The organism is Flavivirga aquatica, from assembly GCF_001747085.1.
GTDB lineage: Bacteria > Bacteroidota > Bacteroidia > Flavobacteriales > Flavobacteriaceae > Algibacter_C > Algibacter_C aquatica.
Map to the genome: position 1 here is coordinate 25,147 of NZ_MDJD01000048.1, position 26,635 is coordinate 51,781.

The 26,635-nt window shown below is 30.0% G+C and carries 29 protein-coding genes and 1 tRNA gene; 11 read left to right on the forward strand and 19 right to left on the reverse strand.

What is annotated here, in order from left to right:
• Nucleotides 1-172 precede the first annotated feature (172 nt).
• Entirely contained in the window at nucleotides 173-592 is a 420-nt protein-coding gene (locus A8C32_RS12625) for a nucleoside-diphosphate kinase (RefSeq protein WP_069830793.1), read from the forward strand.
• A 407-nt stretch (nucleotides 593-999) separates the two neighbouring features.
• Here A8C32_RS12625 and A8C32_RS12630 read toward each other — a convergent pair whose 3' ends face one another.
• From A8C32_RS12630 to recF, 4 genes are all read right to left on the reverse strand, one after another.
• Nucleotides 1,000-1,191 carry a cold-shock protein gene (locus A8C32_RS12630; RefSeq protein WP_069830794.1) on the reverse strand — a complete coding sequence of 64 codons (192 nt, stop codon included), beginning with the start codon at nucleotides 1,189-1,191 and terminating at the stop codon, nucleotides 1,000-1,002.
• Between the two features lie 469 nt (nucleotides 1,192-1,660).
• On the reverse strand, nucleotides 1,661-1,852 hold the full coding sequence (locus tag A8C32_RS12635) for a cold-shock protein (RefSeq protein ID WP_069830795.1): 192 nt from the start codon (nucleotides 1,850-1,852) through the stop codon (nucleotides 1,661-1,663).
• A 99-nt stretch (nucleotides 1,853-1,951) separates the two neighbouring features.
• Nucleotides 1,952-2,248 carry a DciA family protein gene (locus A8C32_RS12640; protein ID WP_069830796.1) on the reverse strand — a complete coding sequence of 99 codons (297 nt, stop codon included), beginning with the start codon at nucleotides 2,246-2,248 and terminating at the stop codon, nucleotides 1,952-1,954.
• 18 nt (nucleotides 2,249-2,266) lie between these two features.
• Complete coding sequence (gene recF, locus A8C32_RS12645; RefSeq protein ID WP_069830797.1) at nucleotides 2,267-3,346, reverse strand: DNA replication/repair protein RecF; 1,080 nt, start codon at nucleotides 3,344-3,346, stop codon at nucleotides 2,267-2,269.
• Between the two features lie 137 nt (nucleotides 3,347-3,483).
• Here recF and A8C32_RS12650 point away from each other — a divergent pair, with 137 nt between their 5' ends.
• From A8C32_RS12650 to A8C32_RS12685, 7 genes are all read left to right on the forward strand, one after another.
• Nucleotides 3,484-4,254 (forward strand): tetratricopeptide repeat protein, encoded by a 771-nt coding sequence (locus A8C32_RS12650; protein ID WP_069830798.1) that lies wholly within the window; start codon nucleotides 3,484-3,486, stop codon nucleotides 4,252-4,254.
• A gap of 15 nt (nucleotides 4,255-4,269) precedes the next feature.
• Nucleotides 4,270-4,764 carry a 6,7-dimethyl-8-ribityllumazine synthase gene (gene ribH / locus A8C32_RS12655; RefSeq protein ID WP_069830799.1) on the forward strand — a complete coding sequence of 165 codons (495 nt, stop codon included), beginning with the start codon at nucleotides 4,270-4,272 and terminating at the stop codon, nucleotides 4,762-4,764.
• 514 nt (nucleotides 4,765-5,278) lie between these two features.
• Nucleotides 5,279-5,566, forward strand: coding sequence for a riboflavin synthase subunit beta (locus A8C32_RS12665; protein WP_069830801.1), 288 nt, complete (start codon nucleotides 5,279-5,281; stop codon nucleotides 5,564-5,566).
• Between the two features lie 3 nt (nucleotides 5,567-5,569).
• Nucleotides 5,570-7,423, forward strand: coding sequence for a DNA mismatch repair endonuclease MutL (gene mutL / locus A8C32_RS12670; protein WP_069830802.1), 1,854 nt, complete (start codon nucleotides 5,570-5,572; stop codon nucleotides 7,421-7,423).
• Nucleotides 7,424-7,426: 3 nt separating this feature from the next.
• Complete coding sequence (locus A8C32_RS12675; RefSeq protein ID WP_069830803.1) at nucleotides 7,427-8,155, forward strand: rhomboid family intramembrane serine protease; 729 nt, start codon at nucleotides 7,427-7,429, stop codon at nucleotides 8,153-8,155.
• A complete protein-coding gene (locus A8C32_RS12680; protein WP_069830804.1) occupies nucleotides 8,155-9,024 on the forward strand; it encodes a rhomboid family intramembrane serine protease in 870 nt (289 codons plus the stop codon). Before A8C32_RS12675 ends, A8C32_RS12680 begins: the two co-directional genes overlap by 1 nt.
• Nucleotides 9,025-9,054: 30 nt before the next feature.
• Complete coding sequence (locus tag A8C32_RS12685; RefSeq protein WP_069830805.1) at nucleotides 9,055-10,080, forward strand: endonuclease/exonuclease/phosphatase family protein; 1,026 nt, start codon at nucleotides 9,055-9,057, stop codon at nucleotides 10,078-10,080.
• Nucleotides 10,081-10,098: 18 nt separating this feature from the next.
• On the opposite strand, the gene A8C32_RS12690 is transcribed toward A8C32_RS12685, so the two are convergent.
• From A8C32_RS12690 to udk, 12 genes are all read right to left on the reverse strand, one after another.
• Nucleotides 10,099-10,407, reverse strand: coding sequence for a DUF6122 family protein (locus A8C32_RS12690; protein ID WP_069830806.1), 309 nt, complete (start codon nucleotides 10,405-10,407; stop codon nucleotides 10,099-10,101).
• Nucleotides 10,407-11,033: a WbqC family protein gene (locus tag A8C32_RS12695; protein WP_069830807.1), complete on the reverse strand. Its 627-nt coding sequence runs from the start codon at nucleotides 11,031-11,033 to the stop codon at nucleotides 10,407-10,409. The genes A8C32_RS12690 and A8C32_RS12695 overlap by 1 nt, the downstream gene beginning before the upstream one ends.
• A 119-nt stretch (nucleotides 11,034-11,152) precedes the next feature.
• Entirely contained in the window at nucleotides 11,153-12,736 is a 1,584-nt protein-coding gene (lepB, locus tag A8C32_RS12700; protein ID WP_069830808.1) for a signal peptidase I, read from the reverse strand.
• Between the two features lie 67 nt (nucleotides 12,737-12,803).
• Nucleotides 12,804-13,511, reverse strand: coding sequence for a 4-hydroxy-tetrahydrodipicolinate reductase (gene dapB, locus A8C32_RS12705; protein ID WP_069830809.1), 708 nt, complete (start codon nucleotides 13,509-13,511; stop codon nucleotides 12,804-12,806).
• A 45-nt stretch (nucleotides 13,512-13,556) separates the two neighbouring features.
• Nucleotides 13,557-14,093 carry a DUF5683 domain-containing protein gene (locus tag A8C32_RS12710; protein ID WP_349267248.1) on the reverse strand — a complete coding sequence of 179 codons (537 nt, stop codon included), beginning with the start codon at nucleotides 14,091-14,093 and terminating at the stop codon, nucleotides 13,557-13,559.
• 43 nt (nucleotides 14,094-14,136) lie between these two features.
• Complete coding sequence (locus tag A8C32_RS12715) at nucleotides 14,137-15,066, reverse strand: ParB/RepB/Spo0J family partition protein (protein ID WP_069830811.1); 930 nt, start codon at nucleotides 15,064-15,066, stop codon at nucleotides 14,137-14,139.
• Between the two features lie 4 nt (nucleotides 15,067-15,070).
• Nucleotides 15,071-15,835 carry a ParA family protein gene (locus tag A8C32_RS12720; protein WP_069830812.1) on the reverse strand — a complete coding sequence of 255 codons (765 nt, stop codon included), beginning with the start codon at nucleotides 15,833-15,835 and terminating at the stop codon, nucleotides 15,071-15,073.
• A 264-nt stretch (nucleotides 15,836-16,099) separates the two neighbouring features.
• On the reverse strand, nucleotides 16,100-18,247 hold the full coding sequence (scpA, locus tag A8C32_RS12725) for a methylmalonyl-CoA mutase (protein ID WP_069830813.1): 2,148 nt from the start codon (nucleotides 18,245-18,247) through the stop codon (nucleotides 16,100-16,102).
• A gap of 11 nt (nucleotides 18,248-18,258) precedes the next feature.
• Entirely contained in the window at nucleotides 18,259-18,879 is a 621-nt protein-coding gene (locus A8C32_RS12730; RefSeq protein WP_069830814.1) for a hypothetical protein, read from the reverse strand.
• 21 nt (nucleotides 18,880-18,900) lie between these two features.
• Nucleotides 18,901-20,265, reverse strand: a complete 1,365-nt coding sequence (locus A8C32_RS12735; RefSeq protein ID WP_069830815.1) for a methylmalonyl-CoA mutase subunit beta — start codon at nucleotides 20,263-20,265, stop codon at nucleotides 18,901-18,903.
• Between the two features lies 1 nt (nucleotide 20,266).
• The gene (locus A8C32_RS12740; RefSeq protein ID WP_083253341.1) at nucleotides 20,267-20,623 is read right to left on the reverse strand and encodes an FtsB family cell division protein; all 357 of its coding nucleotides are present in this window, start codon (nucleotides 20,621-20,623) and stop codon (nucleotides 20,267-20,269) included.
• A gap of 2 nt (nucleotides 20,624-20,625) precedes the next feature.
• Nucleotides 20,626-21,231 carry a uridine kinase gene (gene udk, locus A8C32_RS12745; protein ID WP_069830816.1) on the reverse strand — a complete coding sequence of 202 codons (606 nt, stop codon included), beginning with the start codon at nucleotides 21,229-21,231 and terminating at the stop codon, nucleotides 20,626-20,628.
• Nucleotides 21,232-21,391: 160 nt separating this feature from the next.
• On the opposite strand from udk, the gene A8C32_RS12750 reads away from it, so the two are divergent.
• Nucleotides 21,392-21,466 (forward strand) — tRNA-Pro (locus tag A8C32_RS12750).
• A gap of 371 nt (nucleotides 21,467-21,837) precedes the next feature.
• On the opposite strand, the gene A8C32_RS12755 is transcribed toward A8C32_RS12750, so the two are convergent.
• Complete coding sequence (locus A8C32_RS12755; protein ID WP_069830817.1) at nucleotides 21,838-22,872, reverse strand: helix-turn-helix domain-containing protein; 1,035 nt, start codon at nucleotides 22,870-22,872, stop codon at nucleotides 21,838-21,840.
• Between the two features lie 252 nt (nucleotides 22,873-23,124).
• Between A8C32_RS12755 and A8C32_RS12760 the strand changes: the two genes are divergently transcribed.
• Nucleotides 23,125-23,574, forward strand: a complete 450-nt coding sequence (locus tag A8C32_RS12760) for a ferritin-like domain-containing protein (protein ID WP_069830818.1) — start codon at nucleotides 23,125-23,127, stop codon at nucleotides 23,572-23,574.
• Nucleotides 23,575-23,654: 80 nt separating this feature from the next.
• Here the strand turns inward: A8C32_RS12760 and A8C32_RS12765 are convergent, their stop codons facing one another.
• Entirely contained in the window at nucleotides 23,655-24,698 is a 1,044-nt protein-coding gene (locus tag A8C32_RS12765) for a helix-turn-helix domain-containing protein (protein ID WP_069830819.1), read from the reverse strand.
• Nucleotides 24,699-24,901: 203 nt separating this feature from the next.
• Here A8C32_RS12765 and A8C32_RS12770 point away from each other — a divergent pair, with 203 nt between their 5' ends.
• Nucleotides 24,902-25,606 carry an SOS response-associated peptidase gene (locus A8C32_RS12770; RefSeq protein ID WP_069830820.1) on the forward strand — a complete coding sequence of 235 codons (705 nt, stop codon included), beginning with the start codon at nucleotides 24,902-24,904 and terminating at the stop codon, nucleotides 25,604-25,606.
• Here the strand turns inward: A8C32_RS12770 and A8C32_RS12775 are convergent.
• Entirely contained in the window at nucleotides 25,599-26,630 is a 1,032-nt protein-coding gene (locus A8C32_RS12775; RefSeq protein ID WP_069830821.1) for an AraC family transcriptional regulator, read from the reverse strand. The genes A8C32_RS12770 and A8C32_RS12775 overlap by 8 nt on opposite strands.
• Between the last annotated feature and the right edge of the window lie 5 nt (nucleotides 26,631-26,635).

Here is a 26,635-nt window from a genome sequence, read left to right on the forward strand (position 1 = left end):
TCCTATAGTTATTAAAGAATATAGCCCTTTACTGTATTTTTAAATTTAGGCATAGTAATGTAATACTAAATGTATCTTATTTCATTATAGTTTCATGCTTCATAACGAATTTCTAATTATGATTTGGGTTTCATTAGAAATAGATTACTTTTGCCGAAAATAAAACAATATAATGGCAACAAATAGAACATTTACAATGCTTAAGCCAGATGCTGTTGAGAAAGGACACATTGGCGCAATATTAGAGAAAATTTCTGCTTCAGGATTTAGAATTGTGGCAATGAAATTAACACAGATGACAACTACAGATGCAGAAGCATTTTATGCAATACATAAAGAGCGTCCATTTTTCCCAGAATTAGTGGAATATATGACTCGTGGACCTATTGTTGCAGCTGTTTTAGAAAAAGACAATGCTGTTGAAGATTTTAGAACTTTAATAGGTGCTACAAACCCAGATGATGCAGCAGAGGGGACTATACGTAAATTGTATGCGGCTTCTATTGGTGAAAATGCTGTACATGGTAGTGATAGTGATGATAATGCAGCTATAGAAGGAGCTTTCCACTTTTCGGGAAGAGAGATGTTTTAATAGCTTATCATAATATATAAAACAAAATGCCTTGAAATTTCAAGGCATTTTGTTTTATATTAAAGTATAATATGAACCCGTCTTGACTTTTTGTTTTTAACCGAAAATGAGTTTCAGAAATTTTTTAGGAAATAGAAAAAGTCAAGACAAAGTGTCTATGTTAAGTGATAGAATATATGTCATAGATTGTCTTGTAATATGTTTGTTAGAAATAGAAAAATTAAAAACGACTTAATTGCTAACAAGGAGGTAGAATTAAATCAATTAATCCAGATTTTTTGAATTATTTAAGGTTTTATTCTTCCTTAATATTTATTATACATAATTTTAAGTTGTAAAGTTGATGTTATAAAAAAACTCATCAAATAAATGATGAGCTTGTAACTGTAACTGTTAAAGTATATGTGTTAAAGTACTTTTACGTTTACTGCGTTTAGTCCTTTTCTACCTTCTTGTAGTTCGAATTCTACCAAGTCGCCTTCACGAATTTCATCGATAAGCCCTGAAATGTGTACGAAATGCTCTTTGTTGTTGTCTTGTTCAGTGATAAATCCAAAACCTTTAGAATCATTGAAAAATTTTACTGTTCCTTTACTCATTACTTTAATTTTTGTGTTAATAATACTACAAATATAGCACGAAATAATTTATAAATCATTAAAAATTTAAAAAGACTAGCGGTTAATTTGACAGAATTTTGCTACAATAGTTCGAATCCTTATGTTGGATTACTGATATCGTATTTTTTATCTTTTTTGTGAATTGGATCTATGGAGGTTTCTTTTGTAGTAAATTTATAATGCTTAATTAAGCTTAAAAAAAACTCCTTTTATACGGGATAAGTCTTTCTATTTAGGCTAACTAATATTTTTGCCTAATCTCTAATTCCACAACTTTTTGACTCGATCCATAAGGGGGTATATAATTAAAAGTGTAAACATATATAGATAATGATTAATCTCATTTATTAAATATACTTTTTTAAGCAAGAAATCTTTAATAATTAAACACAAAAAAGCCTATCAAATAAATGATAGGCTCTTAATTGTAATTGTTAAAGTATATGTATTAGATTACTTTTACGTTTACGGCGTTTAATCCTTTTCTACCTTCTTGTAGATCGAATTCCACTGTATCACCTTCACGAATTTCATCGATAAGTCCTGAAATGTGTACGAAATGCTCTTTGTTGTTGTCATCTTCAACGATAAATCCAAAACCTTTAGAATCATTGAAAAATTTTACTGTACCTTTACTCATTGTAATTTGTATTAAAATATATTAAGCACCAAAGGTACTATAAATTATAATAGTTTGGTACTTTTTTTTTTATTTTTTATATAAATTTGGTTTGTTTAATTATCTTAAAACCAGTTTTTTAATGATTTCTTTTCCTAGCTCTTCATTAAGCATGGTTATTATTTTTGCTTTACCATAGCTTAATTCTTCTCTAAGAACGCTGGAATTTAGTTGTATGTATAAAGTATCACGTTCTAGATTTACAGAAGATGTATAATTGTTTACACCATTCCCCATTAGTTTAGCCCAAGCATCAGCTACATTAACCTTGTCTAGACCTTTTTCTAATTTGTTGGTTTCTACAAATTCCTTTAGTGCATCAAAAATACTTATATGTTCGTTGTTACGTTTAGCCATGTATAGGTTGTTTTATACTTAAAGTTTGAAAATTTCATAAGACTGATGGACTTGTTTTACAGCCTTTTCAGTTCGTTCTGCATGTGTATCACTTATAAATAATTGTCCAAAATTTTCATCATCTACTAATTTAATGATTTGAGCTACACGTAGCTCATCTAACTTATCAAAAATATCATCTAATAATAAAATAGGGTTCACACCACTCTGGTCTTTAATAAAATCAAATTGAGCCAGTTTTAATGCTATTAAAAATGATTTTTGCTGCCCTTGGCTTCCAAATTTCTTAATAGGATGCCCTTCAATGTTAAAATGTAAATCGTCTTTATGCACACCAATACTTGTATACTGTAAAGCACGATCTTTATTAATAGTATTTTTTAAAAGTATGTTTAAATCGGCTTCAAATAAAGGGCTATGGTATACCAAATCGACAGTTTCGTTACCATTACTAATAGCATTGTAGCGGGATTTAAAAATGGGGATAAATTCCTTTAAGAAAACATCGCGTTTTTCAAAAATAAGTGTACCAAAATTTGTGAGTTGACTATTATAAACTTCTAAAGTATCGTTGTTAAAGGTATGGTTTAATGCAAAATATTTTAATAGAGCATTACGTTGTGTAAGTATTTTATTATAATTAATTAAGTGTGTTAAATAGCTTTTGTCACTTTGTGAAATAACACTGTCAATAAATTTTCTACGTGTGTCACTACCTTCAATAATAAGATCTCTATCTGCAGGAGAAATAATAACTAAAGGCAAAAAGCCAATATGTTCACTAAATTTATCGTAAGCTTTAGCATTACGTTTTATTACTTTTTTTTGTCCGCGTTTTAAACTAATAGATACTTTCTCGGTCTTGTCATCTTTTTCGTAAGCACCATTAATCACAAAAAAGCTTTCATCGTGCTTAATATTTTGTGATGCTATGGGGTTAAAATAGCTTTTTCCAAATGATAAATGATAAATAGCATCTAGAACATTTGTTTTGCCAATGCCATTGTTACCAACAATGCAATTTATTTTATCATTGAAAGTAAATGACTTACTGTCAAAATTTTTATAATTAAGTAATGAAAGTGATTTTAAAATCATATAAAAAGCAACTTAGAGTGTGTTTAGAAGGCATACTCTTAAAAAGATGTGCAAATTATTGAAAAATATCAAATAAATACCCTTTTAGTTCTGAAGAAAAATTATATTTTTGCCCCACATAAATTTACAGACAATAGATGGCAACTTATAATAAAAGAGGTTATAAACCTAAAACAAAGGTAGAAAAGCAACACGATATAGAAGAAGAATCAACAACTGCTGAAGTATTTAACACACTAGATGAAACAGCTTCAAAGACAGAAGAGTTTGTTGAAAAGAATCAAAAATACATATTTATAATTATAGGTCTAGTCGCTGTAGTAGTTTTAGGATCTTTAGGTTATAAAGAGTTTTTCGCTAAGCCAAAACAAACTAAAGCGATGAATGATATGTTTCAAGCTCAAAAGTATTTTAACCAAGCAGTTACAGGCGTAGAAAAAGATTCTTTATATAATTTAGCTTTAAATGGAGGAGAAGGTAAATTTGGAATGTTAGATATTCTTGAAGAATATAGTGGAACACCATCTGCTAATTTAGCAAGTTATTATGCTGGTACAGCATATTTAAGATTAAAAGATTACAAAAAAGCAGTTGAGCATTTAGGTGATTTTAAAAGTGAAGATGAAATATTAGCACCTTTAGCTAAAGGAAATATTGGTGATGCATTTGTGCAATTAAACCAAAGAGAAGATGCTTTAGATTATTATGAGCAAGCTGCCGAAATGCGCAATAACGAATATACAACACCAATGTATTTATTTAAAGCTGGTACTATTGCTTTAGATTTAGGAAAAGCAGATAAAGCGTTAACTTACTTTAAAAGAATAAAAGAGGATTACTCTAATTCAACTGAGGCTTCTAAAGTAGATGTGTTTATAGGAAAAGCTCAAGTATTGGTAAATAAATAATACCATTAATTATATATGGCTACGATAAATAAAAATTTATCCGATTACGATAAAACAACAATCCCAAACGCGAATCAATTTCGGTTTGGGATTGTTGTTTCAGAATGGAATGAGTCTATTACAGAAGGGTTATATGAAGGTGCATATAACACATTAATAGAACATGGAGTATTATCAGAGAATATTATGCGTTGGAATGTTCCTGGAAGTTACGAACTTATTTATGGAAGTAAGAAAATGCAGGAGCAGGTAGTTGATGTTGTTATTGCAATAGGTAGCGTTATTCAAGGTGAAACAAAGCATTTTGATTTTGTGTGTGAAGGCGTGTCGCAAGGGATTAAAGATTTGAACATAATACACGATACACCTGTGATTTTTTGTGTGCTTACAGATAATAATATGCAACAAGCTATAGATCGTTCTGGAGGGATACATGGAAATAAAGGTACCGAAGCTGCGGTAGCTGCTATTAAAATGGCTGATTTACGTAGAATTAGTACCCATAAGTAATAGCTTTAATTATGAAGTCTTTGATGTTTTAATAAAAGAGATAAAATACTTTGGTATCTCTATACGGTTTTCACTTTAACGAGAATTTGTTAATAAACTATGGCTCATCTTTAAATAAAGAAAAATCTTTTTTAAAGTTATAATCTTATGCCTCTAGATTATAACTTATGCTCAAAAACTTCTGAGGTTGTTAACAATTTTTGAGGTTTAAGCCCTTAATTTCTCCCTATTTTTAAGTATTTTTGAAGTATAAGCATTTATATATTTTGTTTAAACAACGCAAAAATAAAACCTTTAATTATCAGTCTAGATTTTCTAGTGAAAATCAAGTGGATTCTAGTGAAAAAGATAAGAAAACCACAGATTTTATCTCGAAATGGAAAAACGGTAGAGATAATAAACGAAAAGTTAAAGGCAGTTTGTCAATTAAGACCTTAATTTTTGTTTTGGTATTATTATTGATTTGTATGTATATACTAGATTCTAAAATCAATTAATTTAAAACTTAGAAATTATGGGAATTTTAAAATTGCGCAAAAACAAAAAATTTAGCTACACACCTCGTTACTATGATGATAAAGGACAAGGAAATCCTTTCGAAATCAAACATAAATTTGATGACTACAGAAAGTCAGTTGGAGGTAATACAGGTTTAAAATCTAAAATCAATAATGCTTTAGATGAGCTGAAAAATAATCCAGATAAAGAAGTAAACAGACGTGTTTTAATTATTGCTGCTGTGCTTATCTTGGTATTTTTATTCATCATTGATTTTGATTTATCTATATTCTTTTCTAAATAATATATGTCAGACATTATACAACTTTTGCCCGATCATGTAGCAAATCAAATTGCCGCTGGAGAAGTTGTACAACGCCCAGCTTCGGTAGTTAAAGAGTTACTTGAAAATGCCATTGATGCAGGGTCAGACTCTATAAAACTTATTATAAAAGATGCAGGCAAAACGCTTGTACAAGTTATTGATAACGGTAAAGGGATGAGTACTACCGACGCTAGATTAAGTTTTGAGCGTCACGCAACATCAAAAATTAAAACTGCCGAAGATTTATTTCAGCTTAATACCAAAGGGTTTCGTGGAGAAGCATTAGCCAGTATTGCTGCAATTGCGCATGTCGAGCTAAAAACTAAACAGGAAAATGATGATGTTGGTAATGCAATAATAATTGAAGGTAGTAATGTTGTTTCACAAGATGTTGTTGTAACACCTAAAGGAACTTCAGTTTCTGTAAAGAATCTCTTTTTTAATATTCCTGCGAGACGTAATTTTTTAAAGTCAAACGTTGTCGAATTACGTCATGTTATTGATGAGTTTCATCGTGTTGCATTAGCGCACCCAGATATTAGTTTTGCCTTATATAATAACGGCAATGAGGCTTTTAATTTACCTATTAGTAATTATAGACAGCGTATTGTAAATATTTTTGGAAATAAAACGAATGAAAAATTAGTACCTGTAGAAGAAGATACAGAAGTACTTAAAATATCAGGCTTTGTTGGTAAGCCAGAGTTTGCTAAAAAAAGCAGAGGCGAGCAGTATTTTTTTGTAAATAATCGTTTTATAAAAAGCGCTTATCTAAATCATGCGATATCATCTGCGTTTGATGGTTTATTAAAAACAGGTACACATGCCAGTTATTTTTTAAACTTAACGGTAAATCCATTGACTATAGATATTAATATTCATCCAACAAAAACTGAGATAAAGTTTGATGACGAGCATACTTTATATGCTTTATTACGTTCTGCAGTTAAACACAGTTTAGGGCAATTTAATATTGCTCCTGTACTTGATTTTGATCGGGATGCTAATCTTGATACGCCTTATGATTATACTAAAAACAGTAAGGTAAGCACCCCAACTATAGAGGTTGATAGAAGTTTTAATCCGTTTCAAGAGGAAACTAATGCTCCTACCAAAGCAGTAAGCTATAAAAAAGAACCAGCTACAAGTTGGGAAAGTTTATATGTAGGTTTAGAGTCTAAAAGCACAAAAAACGAAGAAGATTTTAGCGAAGTACATTTTGAAAGTCAAGAAAGTACTGGATCTATATTCGATGAGGATACTCAAGTAGAGCAAGCCAATACAACATATCAACTTCATAATAAGTATATCGTTAGTACCATTAAATCTGGGATGTTGGTTATAGATCAAAATAGAGCTCACCAACGTATTTTGTATGAAGATTTTCTTAAGAATATGACTATTAAGGAAGCAGCAACACAACAATTATTGTTTCCACTTCAACTTCATTTTTCAATACAAGAAATTGAAATTATAAATCAATTAAAAGATGATTTAGAACATACAGGCTTTATATTCTCAGAAGTCACTAATGACTCTTTAGATATTACAGGTGTACCTGTTGGTGTTCCAGAAAGTGAAGTGTCCATTATTTTAGAACAACTTATTAGCGATGTAGAAAATGAAGTGCCAGATAGTAATTTTAGCGCTACAGATTTGTTAGCCAAATCTATGGCAAAGAGTTTAGCCATAAAAACAGGGCAGTCATTACAAAAAGATGAACAAGAACATTTAGTAAATAAGCTATTTGCTTGTAAAGAACCTAATGCTTCTCCTACTAACAGAACAACATTTGTTACTATGAGTGTTGATGAGTTAGATAAAAAATTTATTTAAGATATGATGAGGATTTCAGAAACCGTTAAACATTTAATAATCATTAACGTGATTATGTTTATTGGTACATTAGCCATAGGACAAGGCGTTTTGTTTTATGACTGGTTTGCAATGCATTTTCCAAAAAATGAATTGTTTAAGCCTTGGCAAATTATAACACATATGTTCATGCACGGAGGTTCAATGCATATTTTATTTAATATGTTTGCTTTATGGATGTTTGGTTCACCAGTAGAGCAGGCTTTAGGGACAAAGCGTTTTTTGTTTATTTACATTTCAGCAGGTTTGGGAGCTGTTGCTTTACAAGTCGGTCATTATTATTTTCAATACTTACCAATGGAAGCAGAAGCTTTGAATTTGGGGTTTACTCATGATCAAATTATTGAAGTTTTTAAAGAAGGCAAGATTTTTACAGTTATAGGACAAGGCTTTAATGAGATATACTTGGCATCAATGGTAGGAGCCTCAGGTTGTATTATGGGTATTCTTGCTGCTTTTGGTATGATGAATCCTAATGCAGAACTCATGATGCTGTTTTTACCAATACCTATAAAAGCTAAATACTTTATTCCTGGTATTATTATTCTGGATTTAGTTTCTGGTATTACTGGGCAATCCTTTTTTAGTCCTAGTAATACGGCTTATATGGCTCACGTTGGTGGTGCTTTAACAGGTTTTATAATTATGTGGTATTGGAAAAAAACGCAGTTTAATAAAAACCGTTGGAATTAATGACATCCCTTACGCAAGACATAAAAGATAAATTATCTAGACTTAATGTATTAGAAAAAATAATAGTTGCTAATAGCATTATTTTTCTTTTTGGGTTGGTCTTAAAACCCTATTTAGTTTGGTTTGAATTACCAAGTGATTTCTCAAGGTTTATTGTAAGACCTTGGGCAATTATAACGTATGCTTTTATGCATTATAATTTTATGCATATTCTATTTAACATGCTTTGGTTATACTTTATAGGGCGTATGTTTCTAAATTTGTTTAATGCAAAAATGGCATTAAACATTTATTTTCTAGGAGCTATTTCTGGAGGATTATTATTTATGTTGTGCTATACATTTTTTCCAAATGTATTTAACAATAATACTAGACTGGTTGGTGCTTCTGCAGCAGTTAGAGCTTTGTTAATTTTTCTTTGTGCTTATATGCCAAATCAAGAGGTGCGTTTTTTTACCTTTAATTTAAAACTCTGGTATATAGGTGTTGGAATTGTTGTTATAGATATTATTGGAGTCTTTTCAGGGATACGTAATCCTATTATTGGAAACGCAGGAGGTAACTTGGCTCATATAGGCGGTGCTTTGTTAGGATACTTTTATGCAAAACAATTACTAAAAGGTCAAGATATAGGTAAAGGTTTCAAGCGTTTTATGGATAGTATTACCGGTATGTTTAAGCTATCAAAAAGAGGGCCTTTAAAAACGGTACATAAAAATAAAAGTAAGGTAGGCGGATATACGAAAGCCGATTTTAATGAGTTTAATAATCAGAAGAAGATAGATGTTATCTTAGATAAAATTAGTAAGAGTGGTTATGATAGTTTAACTGCAGAAGAAAAAGACTTTTTATTTAGGGCAGGGAAATAAAACATCTTATAAAAATTCTCATTAAAGCATATGAAAAAACTAAGCTTTATAAATAAGATTTTCTATTTTATAAATGCTATTGTAGCAATTTTGCTACTATTTTCATGTGTGCTACCTTTTTTACCTCCTAAAATATTTTCGTTACTATCTGTGCTTAATTTAGGAGTATCATTTTTAATTTTAATCAATACATTATTCTTTTTATATTGGCTTATTAGAGTGAAAAAACAATTTATGTTATCACTCGTAGTACTTTTAATAAGTTATTTTTCTTTTGGTTCTCTATACAAGTTTTCATCTTCTAAAAAAATAGAAAGTTCACAGAATATAAAAATTATGAATTATAATGTGAGACTTTTTAATTTATATAAATGGCTTCCAGATGAGGATGTAGAAATTAAAATAATAGATTTTATAAAAGATAAAGCTCCAGAAGTATTAAGTGTTCAAGAATATCATCCACATAAAAATATTGACTTGTCATTTTTCAAGTATAAATATGAAAAGCTCTCAGGAAATAAAACTAAATACGGTCAAGCTATTTTTTCTCAATTTCCTATTGTTAATTCAGGTTCTGTAGAGTTTCCAAATACTGCTAATAATGCTATTTATGTAGATGTTGTAAAGGAGGAGGATACCTTAAGAGTTTATAATATTCATTTAGAATCTTTACATATAAATGCTAAAGTTGAAAGTCTTAAAAAGGAAAATTCAGAACGGCTTTTTAAAAGAATAGGCAATGCTTTTAGAATGCAGCAATTTCAAGCAGAATTATTTTTAAAGCATAAAAGTAAGTGTAAATACAAAATGGTAATTTGTGGCGATTTTAATAACACTGCATTTTCTTATGTTTATAGACAAATAAAGGGCGATTTTAATGATGCATTTAAAGAAGCTGGAAATGGATTTGGTGGGACTCACGACTTTAAATTATTTCCTATGCGAATTGATTTTATTTTGGCAGATAAAACTTTTCATATAAATGGATTTAAAACTTATAATGAGCATTATTCAGACCATTACCCTGTTATGGCTACTTTAAGCTTGGATCGTTAGTCGTTTATCTATAATTTTCTACATAAACGAGCAGTCTACGACATCGGCTATAATATGAATAACCAAGCCTAAAGCTACTAATCTTGACTTTTTAGGAACTAAAAGAAATATATAAAATAAGATAGCAAAAGAAGAATGAAGGGGATGATAATTAATACTACATCTATTAGGGTCGAATATTGGGTTTGCTAATAAATGGTCTAGATCAATTAAAAAGCCTGCAATCATAACTAGAAAAGCTCTTTTCCATTGTTTTCTATACCCAATTATAGCAACAAGTAAGGGAATAAGAATATGACACCCATAATGAGTATATGTTTGTAGCATTACAATAAAGGGGATATAATTTGTGATTCTAGGTAATTTAAGGCATTAGGACCTTCATTAAACAGTAAATCTAATATGCTTAAGTTAGGAATGAAACCATGTTTGTCATTAAAAACCTGAGTATAGGTATCAAAATTTTGATATTGCTCTTTTTTAGCATTTACTAAATACCTATAATCTGTTTTATCTTCAATATGTTTTTGATAAGTTTGGGTTTTTGACATGTTTAATTCTAACTGTAAACAATCGCAAATAACGTCTAAACATTTTAAGTTGAAATCTAAGATATAATCGACTTTTTTTGTGAATAAAGGGAGAAGTTCGTCTTCGTAATATTCAAAAAAAGGAGATGTTCTATATGCCGATAATAATGATTTCCAATGTAGACTTTGCCATTTTTCTTCATTGAAAACTTTAACGTCACGATATTTTTGACGATTCTTTTGTGAATGAATAACAGGTATATTTAAAGCTAATTTTCCGTTGGCGCCATAAATATAAGTACGGTTTCTATACGTTTGTTTTAAGAAGTTATCATCTACTTCAAACTTAATCTCATTGGCGTTTACTATAGCAACTAAGTGCGCAATGTTAGGAAAGTATGTTGGATGAATGATGATGCTCATAGCAATTACCTTAGTTTTATTCCTGCTATAATATTAGTTAATACTATAGCAGGAATAATGTACTAATCAATATGGTTTATAATTTTCCTAATTTTAAATATTGGAATTATCCATTTTATTTAACTACTAGCTTGTTTACGTTTTTTCCACTTGTTAAAGCCTATCCATCCAAATAATAAAATTAAGAATGGAATAAAATAAGAGGTTGCCATACCGTTACCGCTCACTGTTGTAAAGAAGCGTTCCCAGCGTGGTTTAAGCCCATCCCAGCTCATCCAAATGAAAACAGGTTTACCAACTACATGATCAAATGGTACAAAGCCCCAACGTCTAGCATCAATTGAATTATGACGATTATCACCCATCATCCAATAGTAATTTTGTTTAAAAGTATAAGTATTGGCTACTTCTCCATTTATTAAAATTTGATTTCCTTTTACTTGCAGCGAGTTTCCTTCGTATTCTGTAATAACACGCTTGTATAGTGGTAAAACCTCTAAATTTATATCGATAGTTTTTCCTGACTCGGGAATATATAACGGACCAAAGAAATCTATATTCCAGTTATATGCTGGATCATGTGGAAATATACTAGGATCTCTAACTCCTTTTTCTTGTTTATTTGGTTTGATGCTAGTAACATTTGGATGGTTTTTAAACTTTTTTAAAGCTTCATCTGACACTGCTGAGAATAGATAATTTGAATATTGAGCGTTAGTTGGATAAACGATATCTGTAATATCATAACGGCTTTTTAAGTACTTAGGGTTAAACTGATTTGTTTTGGGTTTTACATTATAACTAAATTGTAAATGGGCACGATCTGGTAGCTCATTTTGCTTGCCATTAATGTAAACATATCCATTGCGAACTTCTAGAGAATCACCAGCGACACCAACACAACGTTTTACTAAGTTTGTTTTTTTGTCAATTGGTTTATAATAGTTTCTAGCAGGCGTAAAATCATTCATATCTAACAACGTATCCGCAGGTTGATTAAATACGACAATATCATTTCGTTCTATTTTCTCAAATCCAGGAAGTCTTAAATATGGAAGTTGTAATTTATTTTTCCAAGATGTTTTTCTAGATGTAAAATCGTCATTAAATAAATATGATTTAGTTCCTAGTTTAGGAATAGTATCATGAACCATAGGAGCAGCTACTGTGGTCATTGGCACCCTTGCTCCATAATGAAACTTGCTTACAAATAAGAAATCTCCAACTAATAGTGATTTTTCTAATGATGATGATGGAATAGTGAAAGGTTGAATAAAATAGGTGTGTACAATAGTTGCAGCAACAATAGCAAATAGGATAGAGCTTGTCCAATCTCCAGCACCAGTTTTAGGTTGTAGGCTTCTATTTTTAATATGTTCTACATCTGCAGCATAGCTTAGATAGTAATTATATAAACCTAGACTTATTACAGCTAAAATTGTATCTGTTTGTGAGTTTTTACCAAAGCTTCTAGCGGTTTCTACCCAAATTACAGGAAACATAATTAAGTTTACAATAGGTAAAAATAATAAGATAACCCACCACCATGGTCTATTTATAATCTTCATTAAAATGATACCATTGTATAAAGGTATAAAAGCTTCCCAGGCTTGTCTTCCTGCTTTAATGTATAATTTCCACGTGCCTAGGCCATGAATGATTTGGATAATCAATATAAATATAAACCATTGCATCAATGTCATAATCTTAAAGTTTTAATTTTTTTGTTAGTAACAACATGTATTGATGTTGTTACACATTTATAAAGTATTAACCAATATTTAACACGTCATTCATCGTGAATACTCCAGTTTTTCCAGATGCTATCCATTCTGCAGCTATAACGGCACCTAATGCAAACCCTTGTCTGTTATGTGCTATATGTTCTATAGAGATAGAGTCTACTTCACTATCGTAATTAATAGTATGCGTACCAGGTACATCTTTTATACGTTTAGCAACGATAGGAATGGTTGCTTCTCCAGTTTCATCTAAAGCCCATTTATCATAACCAGCGTGTTTAGAAATAACATCGTTAGCTAGTGAAATTGCAGTTCCGCTAGGAGCATCTAGTTTTTGCGTATGATGAATTTCTTCCATTGAAACATTATATTGCTTTAATGTACTCATCATTTTAGCAAGTGTTTTATTAAGCTCAAAAAATATGTTAACACCTAAACTATAGTTTGAAGAATAAATGAATGCGCCTTTTTTTTCTTTACAGAGCGCTACAGCTTCATCATAGTTTTCTAACCATCCTGTTGTACCAGAAATAACAGGTACGTTATTGTTTATGCAGTTAGATATATTATTGAAAGCTACAGTAGGGATACTAAAATCTATAGCAACATCAGCTTTAGTAATATCGTATGCTGTATCACTTTTATCAATAGTCAATACTACATTATGCCCACGTTTAATGGCAATTTGCTCAATGGTTTTTCCCATTTTCCCGTATCCAAGTAAAGCTATATTCATATGAGTTTTTTTATTATTTTATTTTGAAATGTAATTTATTATTAACTAAAAATTAAAATTTAAAGTTAATCCAAGATTGCTAGAGGCATCAAATTCGTTGAATTGATAATGTGGTGCAAAGGACAAATTTTCATCTACATTAAATTGTAATAGGTGAGCGTCAACGTTTGCATCAATAATATTTAAGGCATATATCCCAATTGTAACCAAAAGAGATATGTCTTTATTTTTTCTGAATACTTTTTGACCACGTTCTAAACTTTCTAGACTAAGCCTAGGGCCTTCTCCTTGAGGATTAAAGTAAAATTCATCATTTGTAAAACCAGCAAGTCTACTTTTATAAGCATCTCTATATCTATTATATTCTTTATTATTTCTAATGTAAAAATATATACCAGTTCCTATAGCTCCATAAACTAAAGGGATTTTCCAATATTTTTTATTGTAAGCTTGCCCTAACCCTGGTAATATAGCTGAATAAAAGGCAGCTTTTGCAGGAGAAAGCGGATTTATAGGATCCCTAGCCTCTACAATAGAATCTATAATAACATTTTTAGGAAGTTCTTTTTTTTGGGCAACCAAAGAAAAACAAGATATAAAAAAGAGAACGCTTGTTATTACAATTTTATTTGGATTCACCACCTTGAACTAATTTTTTAATACGATTAAAATCTTCTTCTGAATGAAAAGGAATCGTAATTTTTCCTTTACCACTTCTAGAGACTTTAACGTCAATTTTATGTCCAAAGTATTCTGAAAATACTGTAATGCCTTTTTTAACGAATTTTGGCATATCTTCTTCATTTTCTGTTTCTTTTGAAGGCGATTCTTTAGTATTTTCTTCTTCAGGATTGTTGAAGTTACGAACCAAAGTTTCAGTCTCTCTAACTGAAAGTTTGTTAGAAAGTATTTTTTCGTAAATATCTAATTGAATGGTTTGGTCATCAATGGCTATTAAAGCACGACCATGACCCATAGAAATAAAACTATCTCGCATACCCGTTTGAATAATAGGATCTAGTTTTAATAAACGTAAGTAATTAGTTATAGTAGAGCGTTTTTTTCCAACACGCTCACTCATTTGTTCTTGAGTTAAATTGATTTCATCAATTAATCGTTGGTATGATAAAGCAATCTCAATAGGATCTAAATCTTGGCGTTGAATATTCTCAACTAATGCCATTTCTAAAGACTCTTGATCGTTAGCTATTCTTACGTATGCCGTAATAGTTTTTAGTCCAATTAATTTGGATGCTCTAAAACGACGTTCACCAGATACTAATTGGAACTGATTTACACCTAATTTCCTAACTGTTATAGGTTGAATGATACCTAATTCTTTAATTGAAGATGCTAATTCTTGTAAAGATTCTTCACTAAAATTAGTACGCGGTTGAAATGGATTAACTTCTATGTAATCTATATCTAATTCAACTATATTCCCTATAACTTTATCAGCATTTTTATCTTCTACTGATTTAATATCGTTGCTAGGATCGTTTAATAATGCTGATAAACCTCTTCCTAAAGCCTGTTTTTTAGTTGCCTTAGCCATAAATTTAGGAGTTTTTATTGATGATTTCTTTTGCTAAACTTAAATAATTGTTAGCTCCTTTACTACTTGCATCATAATTTATTATGCTCTCACCATAACTAGGTGCTTCACTTAATTTTACGTTACGTTGTATAATAGTTTCAAAAACCATATTGTTAAAGTGCTTTTGTACTTCTTCTACAACTTGGTTCGATAGTCGTAATCTTGCATCATACATAGTAAGTAGTAAACCTTCTATATCTAATTCTGGATTATGAATTTTTTGAACACTTTTTATAGTGTTTAAAAGTTTTCCTAAACCTTCAAGGGCGAAATATTCACATTGTATTGGTATTACAACTGCATCTGAGGCCGTAAGTGCATTAAGCGTTAAAAGCCCTAATGATGGAGCACAATCAATTAAAATATAATCGTAATCCTCTTTAACACTCTCTAATGCTTTTTTAAGCATGTATTCACGAGAATCCTTATCAACAAGTTCTATTTCAATAGCTACCAAGTCTATATGCGCAGGTATAATATCCAGATTTGGAGTTTCTGTTTTCATAATAGCTTCTCTAGCATCATGAGAATGCTCTAAAAGTTGATAGGTTCCTATTTCAACAGTTTCTACATCAATACCAATTCCTGAAGTTGCATTTGCTTGAGGATCAGCATCAATAAGTAATACTTTTTTTTCTAGAACTCCAAGTGAGGCTGCTAGGTTAATAGAGGTTGTTGTTTTGCCAACCCCTCCTTTTTGATTAGCAATTGCAATGATTTTGCCCATTAAATGATTTGGTTTTGTGAATGGTAAAAATACAATTATTTATCAGGAATAAAAATCGAATTTGTTAACAGTATTGAAAATTAGCAAGCATGATAATTAAAAGTGGGAGCTAATAAATTTAGATTAATAAATAATTAAAGAAAGTAAAACCTTTTTAGGTTGCTATGTAGTGCTATAATTTAATGTTTTTACTATTGTTTTACCTTAAATGAGTGCTAAAAATATAATTGAAGATTATTATCTCTATCAATTCTTTTTACATAGTTAATCAATCAATATCTCTAATATTTTAATAGCAGCCTCACTAATTTTGGTTCCAGGTCCAAAGACGGCAATAGCCCCCGCATCAAATAAATATTGATAATCTTGTTTAGGTATAACACCGCCTACAATAACCATAATGTCATCACGACCATATGCTTTAAGAGCTTCAATAACTTGAGGGACTAAGGTTTTATGTCCTGCGGCTAACGACGATACGCCTAAAACATGTACGTCATTTTCTACGGCTTGTTTAGCAGCTTCGGCTGGGGTTTGAAATAGTGGTCCAATATCTACATCAAAACCTACATCGGCATATCCAGTGGCTACTACTTTGGCTCCACGGTCATGACCATCTTGCCCCATTTTAGCAATCATAATACGAGGTCTTCTACCATCTTGGTTTGCGAAAATATCTGCTAACTCTTGAGCTTTTTTAAAGAATTTATCGTCTTTTACTTCTTTACTATACACGCCTGAAAATGATTTTATTTGTGCTTTATAACGTCCAAATTCCACTTCAAGAGCATCACTTATTTCACCTAGTGTAGCACGTTCTCTAGCTGCTTCAATAGCTAATGATAATAAATTTTGATTGAAGTTAGAATGTTTCGAATTTAAAGAAAATTTAGCAGCTTTTGTTAATTTAGATAAGGCCTGTTTAACTTTTTTAGTATTTCTATCTGCTTTTAATTTTTGTAAACGTTCAATTTGCTGAGTTCTTACTGTTTGATTGTCGACCTCTAAAATACGAAGCGGATCTTCTTGATCTAAAACATATTTATTAACACCTACAATAATATCTTGACCAGAATCTATACGTGCTTGTTTTCTAGCAGCTGCTTCTTCAATGCGTAATTTAGGTATGCCAGCTTCAATAGCTTTTGTCATACCTCCAAGTTCTTCAATTTCTTGAATTAAAGTCCAAGCTTTATGTGTAATATCATGGGTTAATTTTTCAACGTAAAAACTACCAGCCCATGGATCAAGTGTTTTAGTTATTTTTGTTTCTTCTTGTAAAAATAGTTGAGTGTTTCTAGCTATACGTGCCGAAAAATCTGTTGGTAAAGCAATAGCTTCGTCTAGAGCATTGGTATGTAAACTTTGTGTGCCTCCAAAAACTGCAGCTGCAGCTTCAATAGTAGTTCTAGCAATGTTATTAAAAGGGTCTTGCTCAGTTAAACTCCAGCCAGAAGTTTGACAATGTGTGCGTAATATTAAAGATTTTTCGTTTTTAGGATTGAATTGTTTTACCAATTTGGCCCAAAGCATTCTGGCAGCTCGCATTTTGGAAATTTCCATAAAATGATTCATGCCAATACCCCAAAAGAATGATAGGCGAGGGGCAAAGGTGTCGATATCCATTCCTACATCTAAGCCTTTTCTAATATATTCCAAACCATTTGCCAAAGTATATGCAAGTTCAATATCGCAAGTAGCACCCGCTTCTTGCATATGGTACCCTGATATACTAATGCTATTGAATTTAGGCATGTTTTTACTCGTATATTCAAAGATATCTGAAATAATTTTCATTGAAGGTGTAGGCGGGTAGATATAAGTATTACGTACCATAAACTCCTTTAGAATATCATTTTGTATGGTGCCTGCTAGTTGTTGAAGGGTAACGCCTTGTTCCTCAGCAGCTACAATATAAAATGCCATTATTGGTAGTACGGCACCATTCATGGTCATGGAAACAGACATTTTATCTAAAGGAATTTTGTCGAAGAGTATTTTCATATCTTCAACAGAATCAATAGCAACGCCAGCTTTTCCAACATCACCAACGACACGTTCATGGTCTGAATCATAGCCTCGGTGTGTAGCTAGATCAAAAGCAACAGATAATCCTTTTTGTCCAGCTGCTAGATTACGTCTGTAAAACGCATTACTTTCTTTGGCAGTTGAAAACCCAGCATATTGTCTAATAGTCCATGGTCTACGAACATACATAGTACTATATGGTCCTCTAAGGTTTGGAGCTATTCCTGCGGCAAAACCTAAATGTTCTACGGTAGATAAATCATCTTTAGAGTATGTGGGTTTTATTTCAATACCTTCAGCAGATAAAAAGGAATTGTTAACTATAGGTTTTTGGCTTATAGTTTGCGTTTTAATTTTTATATGCTGAAGGTTTTTTCTCAAAATAGTTGTGTAGTTTAGTTTTTTTGTTGTTCAGGTTTATCTAAGTTAACTTTAGATAAATCTGTGTCAAAAAGTTTTGCGTAAAATAAATCCAATGCTATATAACTGGCTAAAGACTTATCGTTAAGGGCTGCTCTGTATTTTGTTATTAAGGGCGCTCCAAATAATTTAGGGCTCATGCTATTTGTTGTTACAAGGGCATTAAATGTAGTTTGTAAGGTGTGATCTTTTATACCGTTAGAAACACAAGTAAGTGTTTTTCCTTTGTAATTTAGATGGCTTTTCGCATTTTCGGCGTCCCATAAATCATTTTCACCTTTTAAGGCTTCAAATACTTTAATTGTATGAGGTGAAACAATATCTTCAAATTTTATTCGCCCATTAACGGCGTTTCGGACAAATTGAGAGTATGATTGTGTTAAAGTGGATTTTGGGTTATTTTTTTTATAGAAATTCAAAATGTCATCTTCAAAAGCATAAAGTGCTTCTTTATATAAATTTGAATTTAAGTTTTCGCAAGTTAAAGTGTTGGGTTTGTCTGAATATTTATAGTCTGTAAACGTATTTTCTTTTTTACAGCTTGTAAGATTTACTACTATTACAAAAGTTAAAAGTTTAAAAAAATGTGTTTTCATGTTCATGTTAAAATTTAAATATTACTCTGTTTTTAATCGATTTTGTTCTAAATTTTCGGCTAATCGTTTTTCTATAATGGGTTCAATTAGTGTTTTTCTTTGTTTTATTTTTACAAATGGGTAAAGTTCTAATTCGTTTTTCATAACGTCATTTGTATTAGTGTGTTTATTGGTACCTAACAAAACTTCTTCTCCAGAATCAAATTGCTGTTGTTCTTTAGTGGCGTTTTCTTTTATTTTACGTTGAATAGTGCCTTCTTTTAATTGTTTTAAAAAACCACCATTCGTTTCAATATTTTTAAATAAACCTAATGCTTTTTCTGAAAGTTGATTGGTTAAGCTTTCAATATAATAAGATCCGTCTGATGGGTTATCAACTTTATCAAAATAACTTTCATGTTTTAAGATCAATAATTGATTTCTAGCAATGCGTTCACCAAATTCATTGTCTTTATGATAAATAGAATCGTAAGGCAAGTTACTAATCGAATTCGACCCACCAAGTATGGCACTCATACACTCGGTTGTTGTACGTAGCATATTTGTATTGTAGTCGTACAATGTTTTATTGCGTTTGGTTGGAATTGTTGTAATATAACAATCTGTATTGATATTATATTCTGAAGATAATATGTTCCAAAGTATGCGAAGCGCTCTTAGTTTTGCTATTTCAAAAAAGTAATTAGAGCCAACTGCAATTTTAAAATAAACCTGAAGTGATTGTTTTGTTTTTGGCTCAATATTGTGATCTAAATAATTTAAGTATTCATTTGCATGAGATAAGGCGTAGGCGAGTTGTTGTACCATGTTTGCTCCTGCATTTTGATATAAAGAAGCATCAATAGTGAACGATTTAGAGTTTTTTGTAAATTTTTCAAAGCCTTGAAAATCGGCTTTTAAGTTTGTATACCAGTTTCCACTTTTAGCTAGGTTATTTATAATGTCTACATTAATTTTTGCTTGAGGAAGAATATCAAATAATTTTTTTATAAATGTTTCAGATAGAAATTTTAATTCAAAATAAAGTAGATTGGATTCAGTATTTATATTTTTTAATAAATTGTGAATAGAAGTGTTTTCAGAAGGTATAATAAATTGAATGCTTTCTGCGCCTCTTTTAATAGCATCAATAGCTTTTAAATTTGATTTCGTTTCATCTGCAACAAAAATAGATTGACAAATTTTCCATTGTGTTGCTTTTGTGTTAGATATATTTGGGTGTTCTTGAAAATCATCAGCATGATAGAATGGTTTAACCAGAATATCTTCATTGGTTTTCCAAATGAGAGTATCATTGTAGTCAGTTCCTTTTAAGTCGAACTGAATTTTTTGCTTCCATTGTTTAGCAGAAACCGAATCAAATTTATCAAACAACTGATTATTCATCTTATTTAGTTTTTAAGCTGTCTTCGTATTCAATAATGTAAATTTCCTCATTTTCACGTTTCATGTAATAGGCTTCGCGAGCAAATTTTTCTAAACCTTTTTCTGTGCTTATTTCTTTAATTGCTTTATTGTCTTTTTCTATTTCCTTTTTATAATAGTCCTTTTCGTTTTCTAAAGCTTCAATATCTGTATTTAATTCATGATGAATAAGCCATGAGTTGGTGTCAAAAAATACCATCCAAACCATAAAAATAATTATAATTATAACGAATATATTTTTTAGCGCAGCAAAAGCAGCAAAAATAGCACGAAATATATTTTTTAATGATTTGAAATATTTGTTTTGCTTTATAGCCATAATTATAGCTTCTCGTTTATTATAGTTTTAACTATATTTATAGCCACAGTATTATAGTTGTTATTTGGTATAATAATATCTGCATATTCTTTCATGGGTTCTATGAATTGATTATGCATTGGTTTTAGGGTTGTTTTATATCTGGTAAGTACCTCTTCTAAATCCCTTCCGCGTTCAGAAATATCTCTTTTTAGGCGCCTTAATAAGCGTTCGTCACTATCTGCATGTACAAATATTTTAATATCAAATAGGTTTCTTAATTCTGGATTTGTAAGGATTAAAATACCTTCAACAATCATTACTTTTCTAGGGTGGGTTAAAATAGTATCTCCAGTTCTATTGTGTTTAACAAATGAATAAATAGGTTGATTTATAGGTTTATTATTCTTTAGTGCTTTTAAATGTTCTGTTAAAAGATCAAAATCGATAGATCTAGGATGGTCAAAATTTATTTTAACACGCTCTTCATAACTTAAATGTGTGGTGTCTTTATAATAAGAATCTTGAGAAATAATACCAACTTCTCCTTCTGGAAGTTCGTTTAATATTTGGTTTACAACGGTAGTCTTACCACATCCCGTGCCACCTGCAATACCTATTATGAGCATATATGTTAGTTTAATAATTAACTAAACAAATTTAAGATTATTTCTTTGTAAAAATTTTAGAAGGGCATCATATTTTTAAAAAGTAAAAAAGAAATGTAAAAAAGATTTTATTTGTAAAAGAAAGTTATATATTTGCAGTCCTTAAAAATGATAGTCAATTCGGGGTGTAGCGTAGCCCGGTTATCGCGCCACGTTTGGGACGTGGAGGCCGCAGGTTCGAATCCTGCCACCCCGACGAATCTAGAAATAGGTTATAGCAAAACACTGTTAATCATGTGATTATCAGTGTTTTTTATTTTACACATTTTATTTGATATCAAATAAAAGAGATCAAGTAAAAAAGTTTTGAGATTAAATGATTAGGCAAAAATATTAGTTAGCCTAAATAGAGAGAATGATGAGTTCCATATTACCTTAGAAATGGCAGGTAATTAATAAGAATTACCTATACTATTTTTACAGCAGGGTATCATTATTTTCAGTTCTTGCCTTTACCATTTCGTTTAAAATGCATGCGCTAATTAACTAGACTATAGAAACTTTAAAATAAGTATTTAAAAGAGGAATAATAATTTTAATAAGTAGTACTAAATAAAACTATTGGTTTTATATTGAGAGCGTTATTTTTTCTCTTTTTGCTTTTAGATATTCACTTGGACTAATATTATATTTTTCCTTAAATATTTTTGAAAAATAGCTCCTGCTACTAAAGCCTATGGTGTAAACAATTTGAGAAATATTAAGCTCAGAGTTATTCATTAAGTCTCGAGCGGCTTCAAGTCTAGCATGTCTAATATATTCCGTAACAGTCCTAGCATATAGAATTTTAAAACCTTCTTGAAGCTTTGCTTGGGTTAAACCTGATTCTGAGGATAATTGATCTAGTGAGTAATCAAAAGATACATTTTTTAAAATATGTTTTGATATTTTCCTAATAATTTTAAGTTCACTTTTAAGTAAGTTTGTTTCTACCTTTTTACCTTTTGTAGCAATATCATGTTGGTGTATATGCATAGAAAGTATTTGGTACACCATACCTTCAATTTTAAGGATTCTTATCATCCCCTTTTGCTTTACTTTTCGAAGTTTAGCTATTGTATCTGCCATTTTTAAATTATAGCTTCCAAAATATGCAAATACATTTTCGTGGTCTTTATCTAAGAATACTTCGTATAATTTTTTATTTAGTTGAGAAACATTATTGAGACGCTTTTTAAGATATAATTTTCGTGTAATTTGAATGACATTAATTTCTAATTTAACATCCTTAGGAAAATAACCATAATTATATCCGCCATCCTTACTAGTTATAATTACTGACTGAAATTGCTCTATTGTTCGTGTTTCTTTTTGAAAGCCAAATTTATGATCACAATGACCATTTAAACAGTATGTAAAATGAATAGGGTTGTAATTTGATGCATCCATAACAAGTGTTATGTCATCAAAAAAAGTAATATCATATTCTAATAAACTTACTCCCCAATCAAACGTAATAAACCGAATATTTCCTTTAGCTAAATGACTATCTACTGTTAAAACATATTCTCCCCACCGTTCTACGGTATCTCCACCTATAACATCTTGAATTTGTTTCACAGTACCTTCAGTACTTTCGGCTGTTATATTTATTTCAGTCATAATACCAAAGATATTTAATTTATGAATGTCTTACCTGTTTTATTTTAACATTTTTACATAAAAAAAGATCTCATATGAGATTTTTTTCAGCATTTTGGATGCTTAAATTATATGAGTTAAAAGTTCAATTAAAAGAACAAATAAGCGTTTTAGCTGTTACTTAAATTTGTGTAAAACAAAAGTAAAAATGATGTTAAGTAACAATGCATCATTAAAAATATTTAAGAATTGTTACTAATCTAAAAAAAAAGCATGAATACTTACACAGAAAAAGTTGGAGAAAAGTTAAATGATTTATTAGAAAAAACTTATGATGCTGAAAAGGGATATATGAAAGCGTCTGAAAATGTTGAACATTCTGCTCTTAAAAAATTCTTTAAAAGAAAGGCAACAGAGCGTTATAATTTTGGACATGAACTGAAAGCAGAAATTAAATCTTTTGGGCATGATGTAGATAAAGGAGGAAGTTTAGCAGGAAAAGTACATCGCACTTGGATGGATGTTAAAACATTTGTATCTAATGATAATGCCGAATCTATGCTAGAAGAAGCTATAAGAGGAGAAAAATCTTCAGTAGATGAATACCGTGATGTGCTAAGTGAAACTAGTTTACCACCATCAACTAAAGATGTTTTAAGTAAACAGAAAAATATAATTGAAAATGATTTATCTACAATAAATAGATTGGAAGATTTAGCTTAACCTTTTAAGTTATAGATTAATTTGGTTATTTTTAAAAAGGATGTCTCCTCAAGACATCCTTTTTTAATATCTGGATATTTTTACAGTAATTTCAATGTAGAAATAGTAGCGGTTAATTTTTTATTTTTTTTATAATGTTTTGGGCTACAGCCATATTTAGCTTTAAATATTTTACAAAAATAACTTCTACTAGTAAAACCAATTGAATACACAATTTCTGAGATATTCAAATCGGTAGTTTTAAGTAAATGCAGAGCTTTTTTTAATCTAATATGACGAATAAAATCTGATACAGTACGATTACTTAATGCTTTAAAACCTTCTTGTAATTTGGCTGGAGAAAGTCTAGTTTTATGACAAAGCATTTCTATGCTATATTGCTCTTGCGGGTTTGTTTTTATGTCTTCAATAGTAGAAGAAATGCGTTTTAATTCTGTAGCTGTAAGTGTATAATGGTTTATTGATTGTATAGATTCATCAAAAAGTTGCTCAATATGGTTTGCTAATATGAAATAACTAATTGCCCTAAAATTCATTGACTCGGTAATTTCGTCCTCTGTATTAGTTTTTAGCAAAGCCTTTACGTATTCTCCAATTTTTAAGTTGTATGATCCAAAATAAATAGGTTCATTAGAGTTCAAGATGTTTAATAATTCTAATAATTTACTTTTTGGAAGATAAGAAGTGTTCGTTTCATTTTTAAAATACACTTTTTTATCAATACTAATAATATTGATTACCGCTCTTTTATTAGGTTTAATATGAATTATATTTTTTGTGTTAGCATCACTTTTTAAAAAAGCGGTTTGTAATTCATCAAGCTTTCTAATTGCTATAGAATTTTCAAAAGAATGCAAACTTATGCCTTCCAAACAATATATAAATTGAAGCATGTCATTATTTGAATTGTTTAAAGAGAAAGAGAAATTTTTATGGAGTAACAAATCTATATTAATACTTGCCAGCCCTTTATCAAAATTTAAATAACGAATTCTGCCTTTTCCATTTGAATTATTAACGCTAAGTGTATTAATACCATTAATAACTTTTATGTTGCCTCCTAAATTAAATTGTAACTCTTTTAAGTTGAAAATGGGGCAGTTATATTTGTTTATGTAAGACATAATTATGTGAAATAATAAATATTTAAAGGGTTGTTTTATAATATGTTAAAGGTAAATACTCTATTTTTTTGAACTTGCCGTTTTACAGTATTAGTGTAACACTAATGCGTTTTAATATTTATTTTCAAATGCGTTAGCATTTAATTGGTTATAGTCAAAAAAAACTTGAATTATTTTAGACTTTTACATGTAAAAAGAAAACAATGTGCTATAGAATATCAAATACAGCAACTAAAGAAACTATAGAAAAAGCATTTAATGCCTCTTTTGAGTTTCCAAAGCTTCATAAAGAATCTCCAGTTATAGATGGTTTGGTTGAATCATCTGTTTCGGTAATAAAAATATCAGAAAATGATAAAATTTCTTTGGCTATTTGGGGTATTTTACCTGAAACGTATCAAGATGATTGGCAGTATTTTCAAAATGTACAGAACACATTAAATTTAAGTTTTGAAACTATTAATGAAAATGAAAAATATAGAAATGCTTTGGCTAACAGGAGATGTTTAGTTATAGTTACTGGTTTTTTTACCTATTATCTGCATGATGGCGATTTATATCCATATTATGTCCATCAAAAGTCTCATACTCCTTTTGCTATAGCTGGTATTTTTAATCAATTAGATGATGGATTTATTACCTGTTCTTTAATTGTTTCAAAAGCAAATCCGTTTATAAAAAAAATAAATAATTCAGATAATTTAATGCCTGTTGTATTAGATGAAAATAATCAGGATTTATGGTTAGATGTCCATACTAAAAATGATATAATTACTGAAATTATAAATACTGAATCTCGATTAGATTTTAAGGCTTATCCAATTGCTAAAGAATTTCATAAATTGAGAGTAAACTTCAACTCGGTTTTAGAGCCTGTAAATTATAACAGTATTCCAAAAGCTAAGTAATTTTAACTTTTTTAATGTTATTCCTATAATCTTTTGGTAAGATACCATAGCGTTCAAAAAATATTTTACTAAAATAACTTCTACTTTTAAACCCTACAGAGTATACTATTTCAGAAATGGTTAAATCGCAGTTTTTTAATTGATCTCTTGATACCTCAAGTTTTAAATCTCTTATATATTCATTCACAGACTTAGAGTACAGTACTTTAAAACCTGTTTGTAATTTTTTAGGACCTAATCCAGATAATTTGGAAAGATGATTTATTGATAAAGGTTCAGAAATATTATCAGTTATGTACGTTGAAAGTTCATGAATTTTTTTGATGTGGTCTCTTGATAACGAATCTGATAAAAAATCTTTAGATTGCGTTTTTTGGTGTTCAAGAATTTGCATAGCCATAATTAGGTTTAACTGGCCTTCAATAGATAGTGTTTTAACAATTCCGGTATCTGAACTATCATCTAAAAGCTTAATTCTATCGGCAATTTTAAGATTGTAGCTTCCTAGATGATGATAAGAATTAACTTCGTTTTGTTTTTCGAAAACTGTTCGTAATGCCTTATCTAAATAACTTAAATTATTATTTTGTTTTTCTTTATAACTTACCGTATCTAATTGAATAATATTTACTTTAATTTGAGTAGATTTAGGAAAAATAAAAACTTTTTTTGAATGTATTTTACTTGATATTATGATATTTTGATAACGGTCAAAGTTCATGAAAGTGGTAGCTTCTTCCTCTTCTTTAAAATCTAAATAACCTTCAGAAATAAAGATAAACTCGACAAGTTTTTTATCATTATTTTCAAAAATCATTTTTGTGACCTCGACAAGGTTAACATTGAAATCAATAAGCGTTAAGCCCCAGTCAAAATCAATCCCTCGAATAACTCCATTTCCAAAGCCATTATTAAATGTCAAAATATATTCACCATAAGCTTCTTTTAAATCACCGTTCAAATAATCTTGTAATTGAATAAGAGTGTCATAAGTAGATGTGTTTTTTATATGTAATAGACGCATTCTTA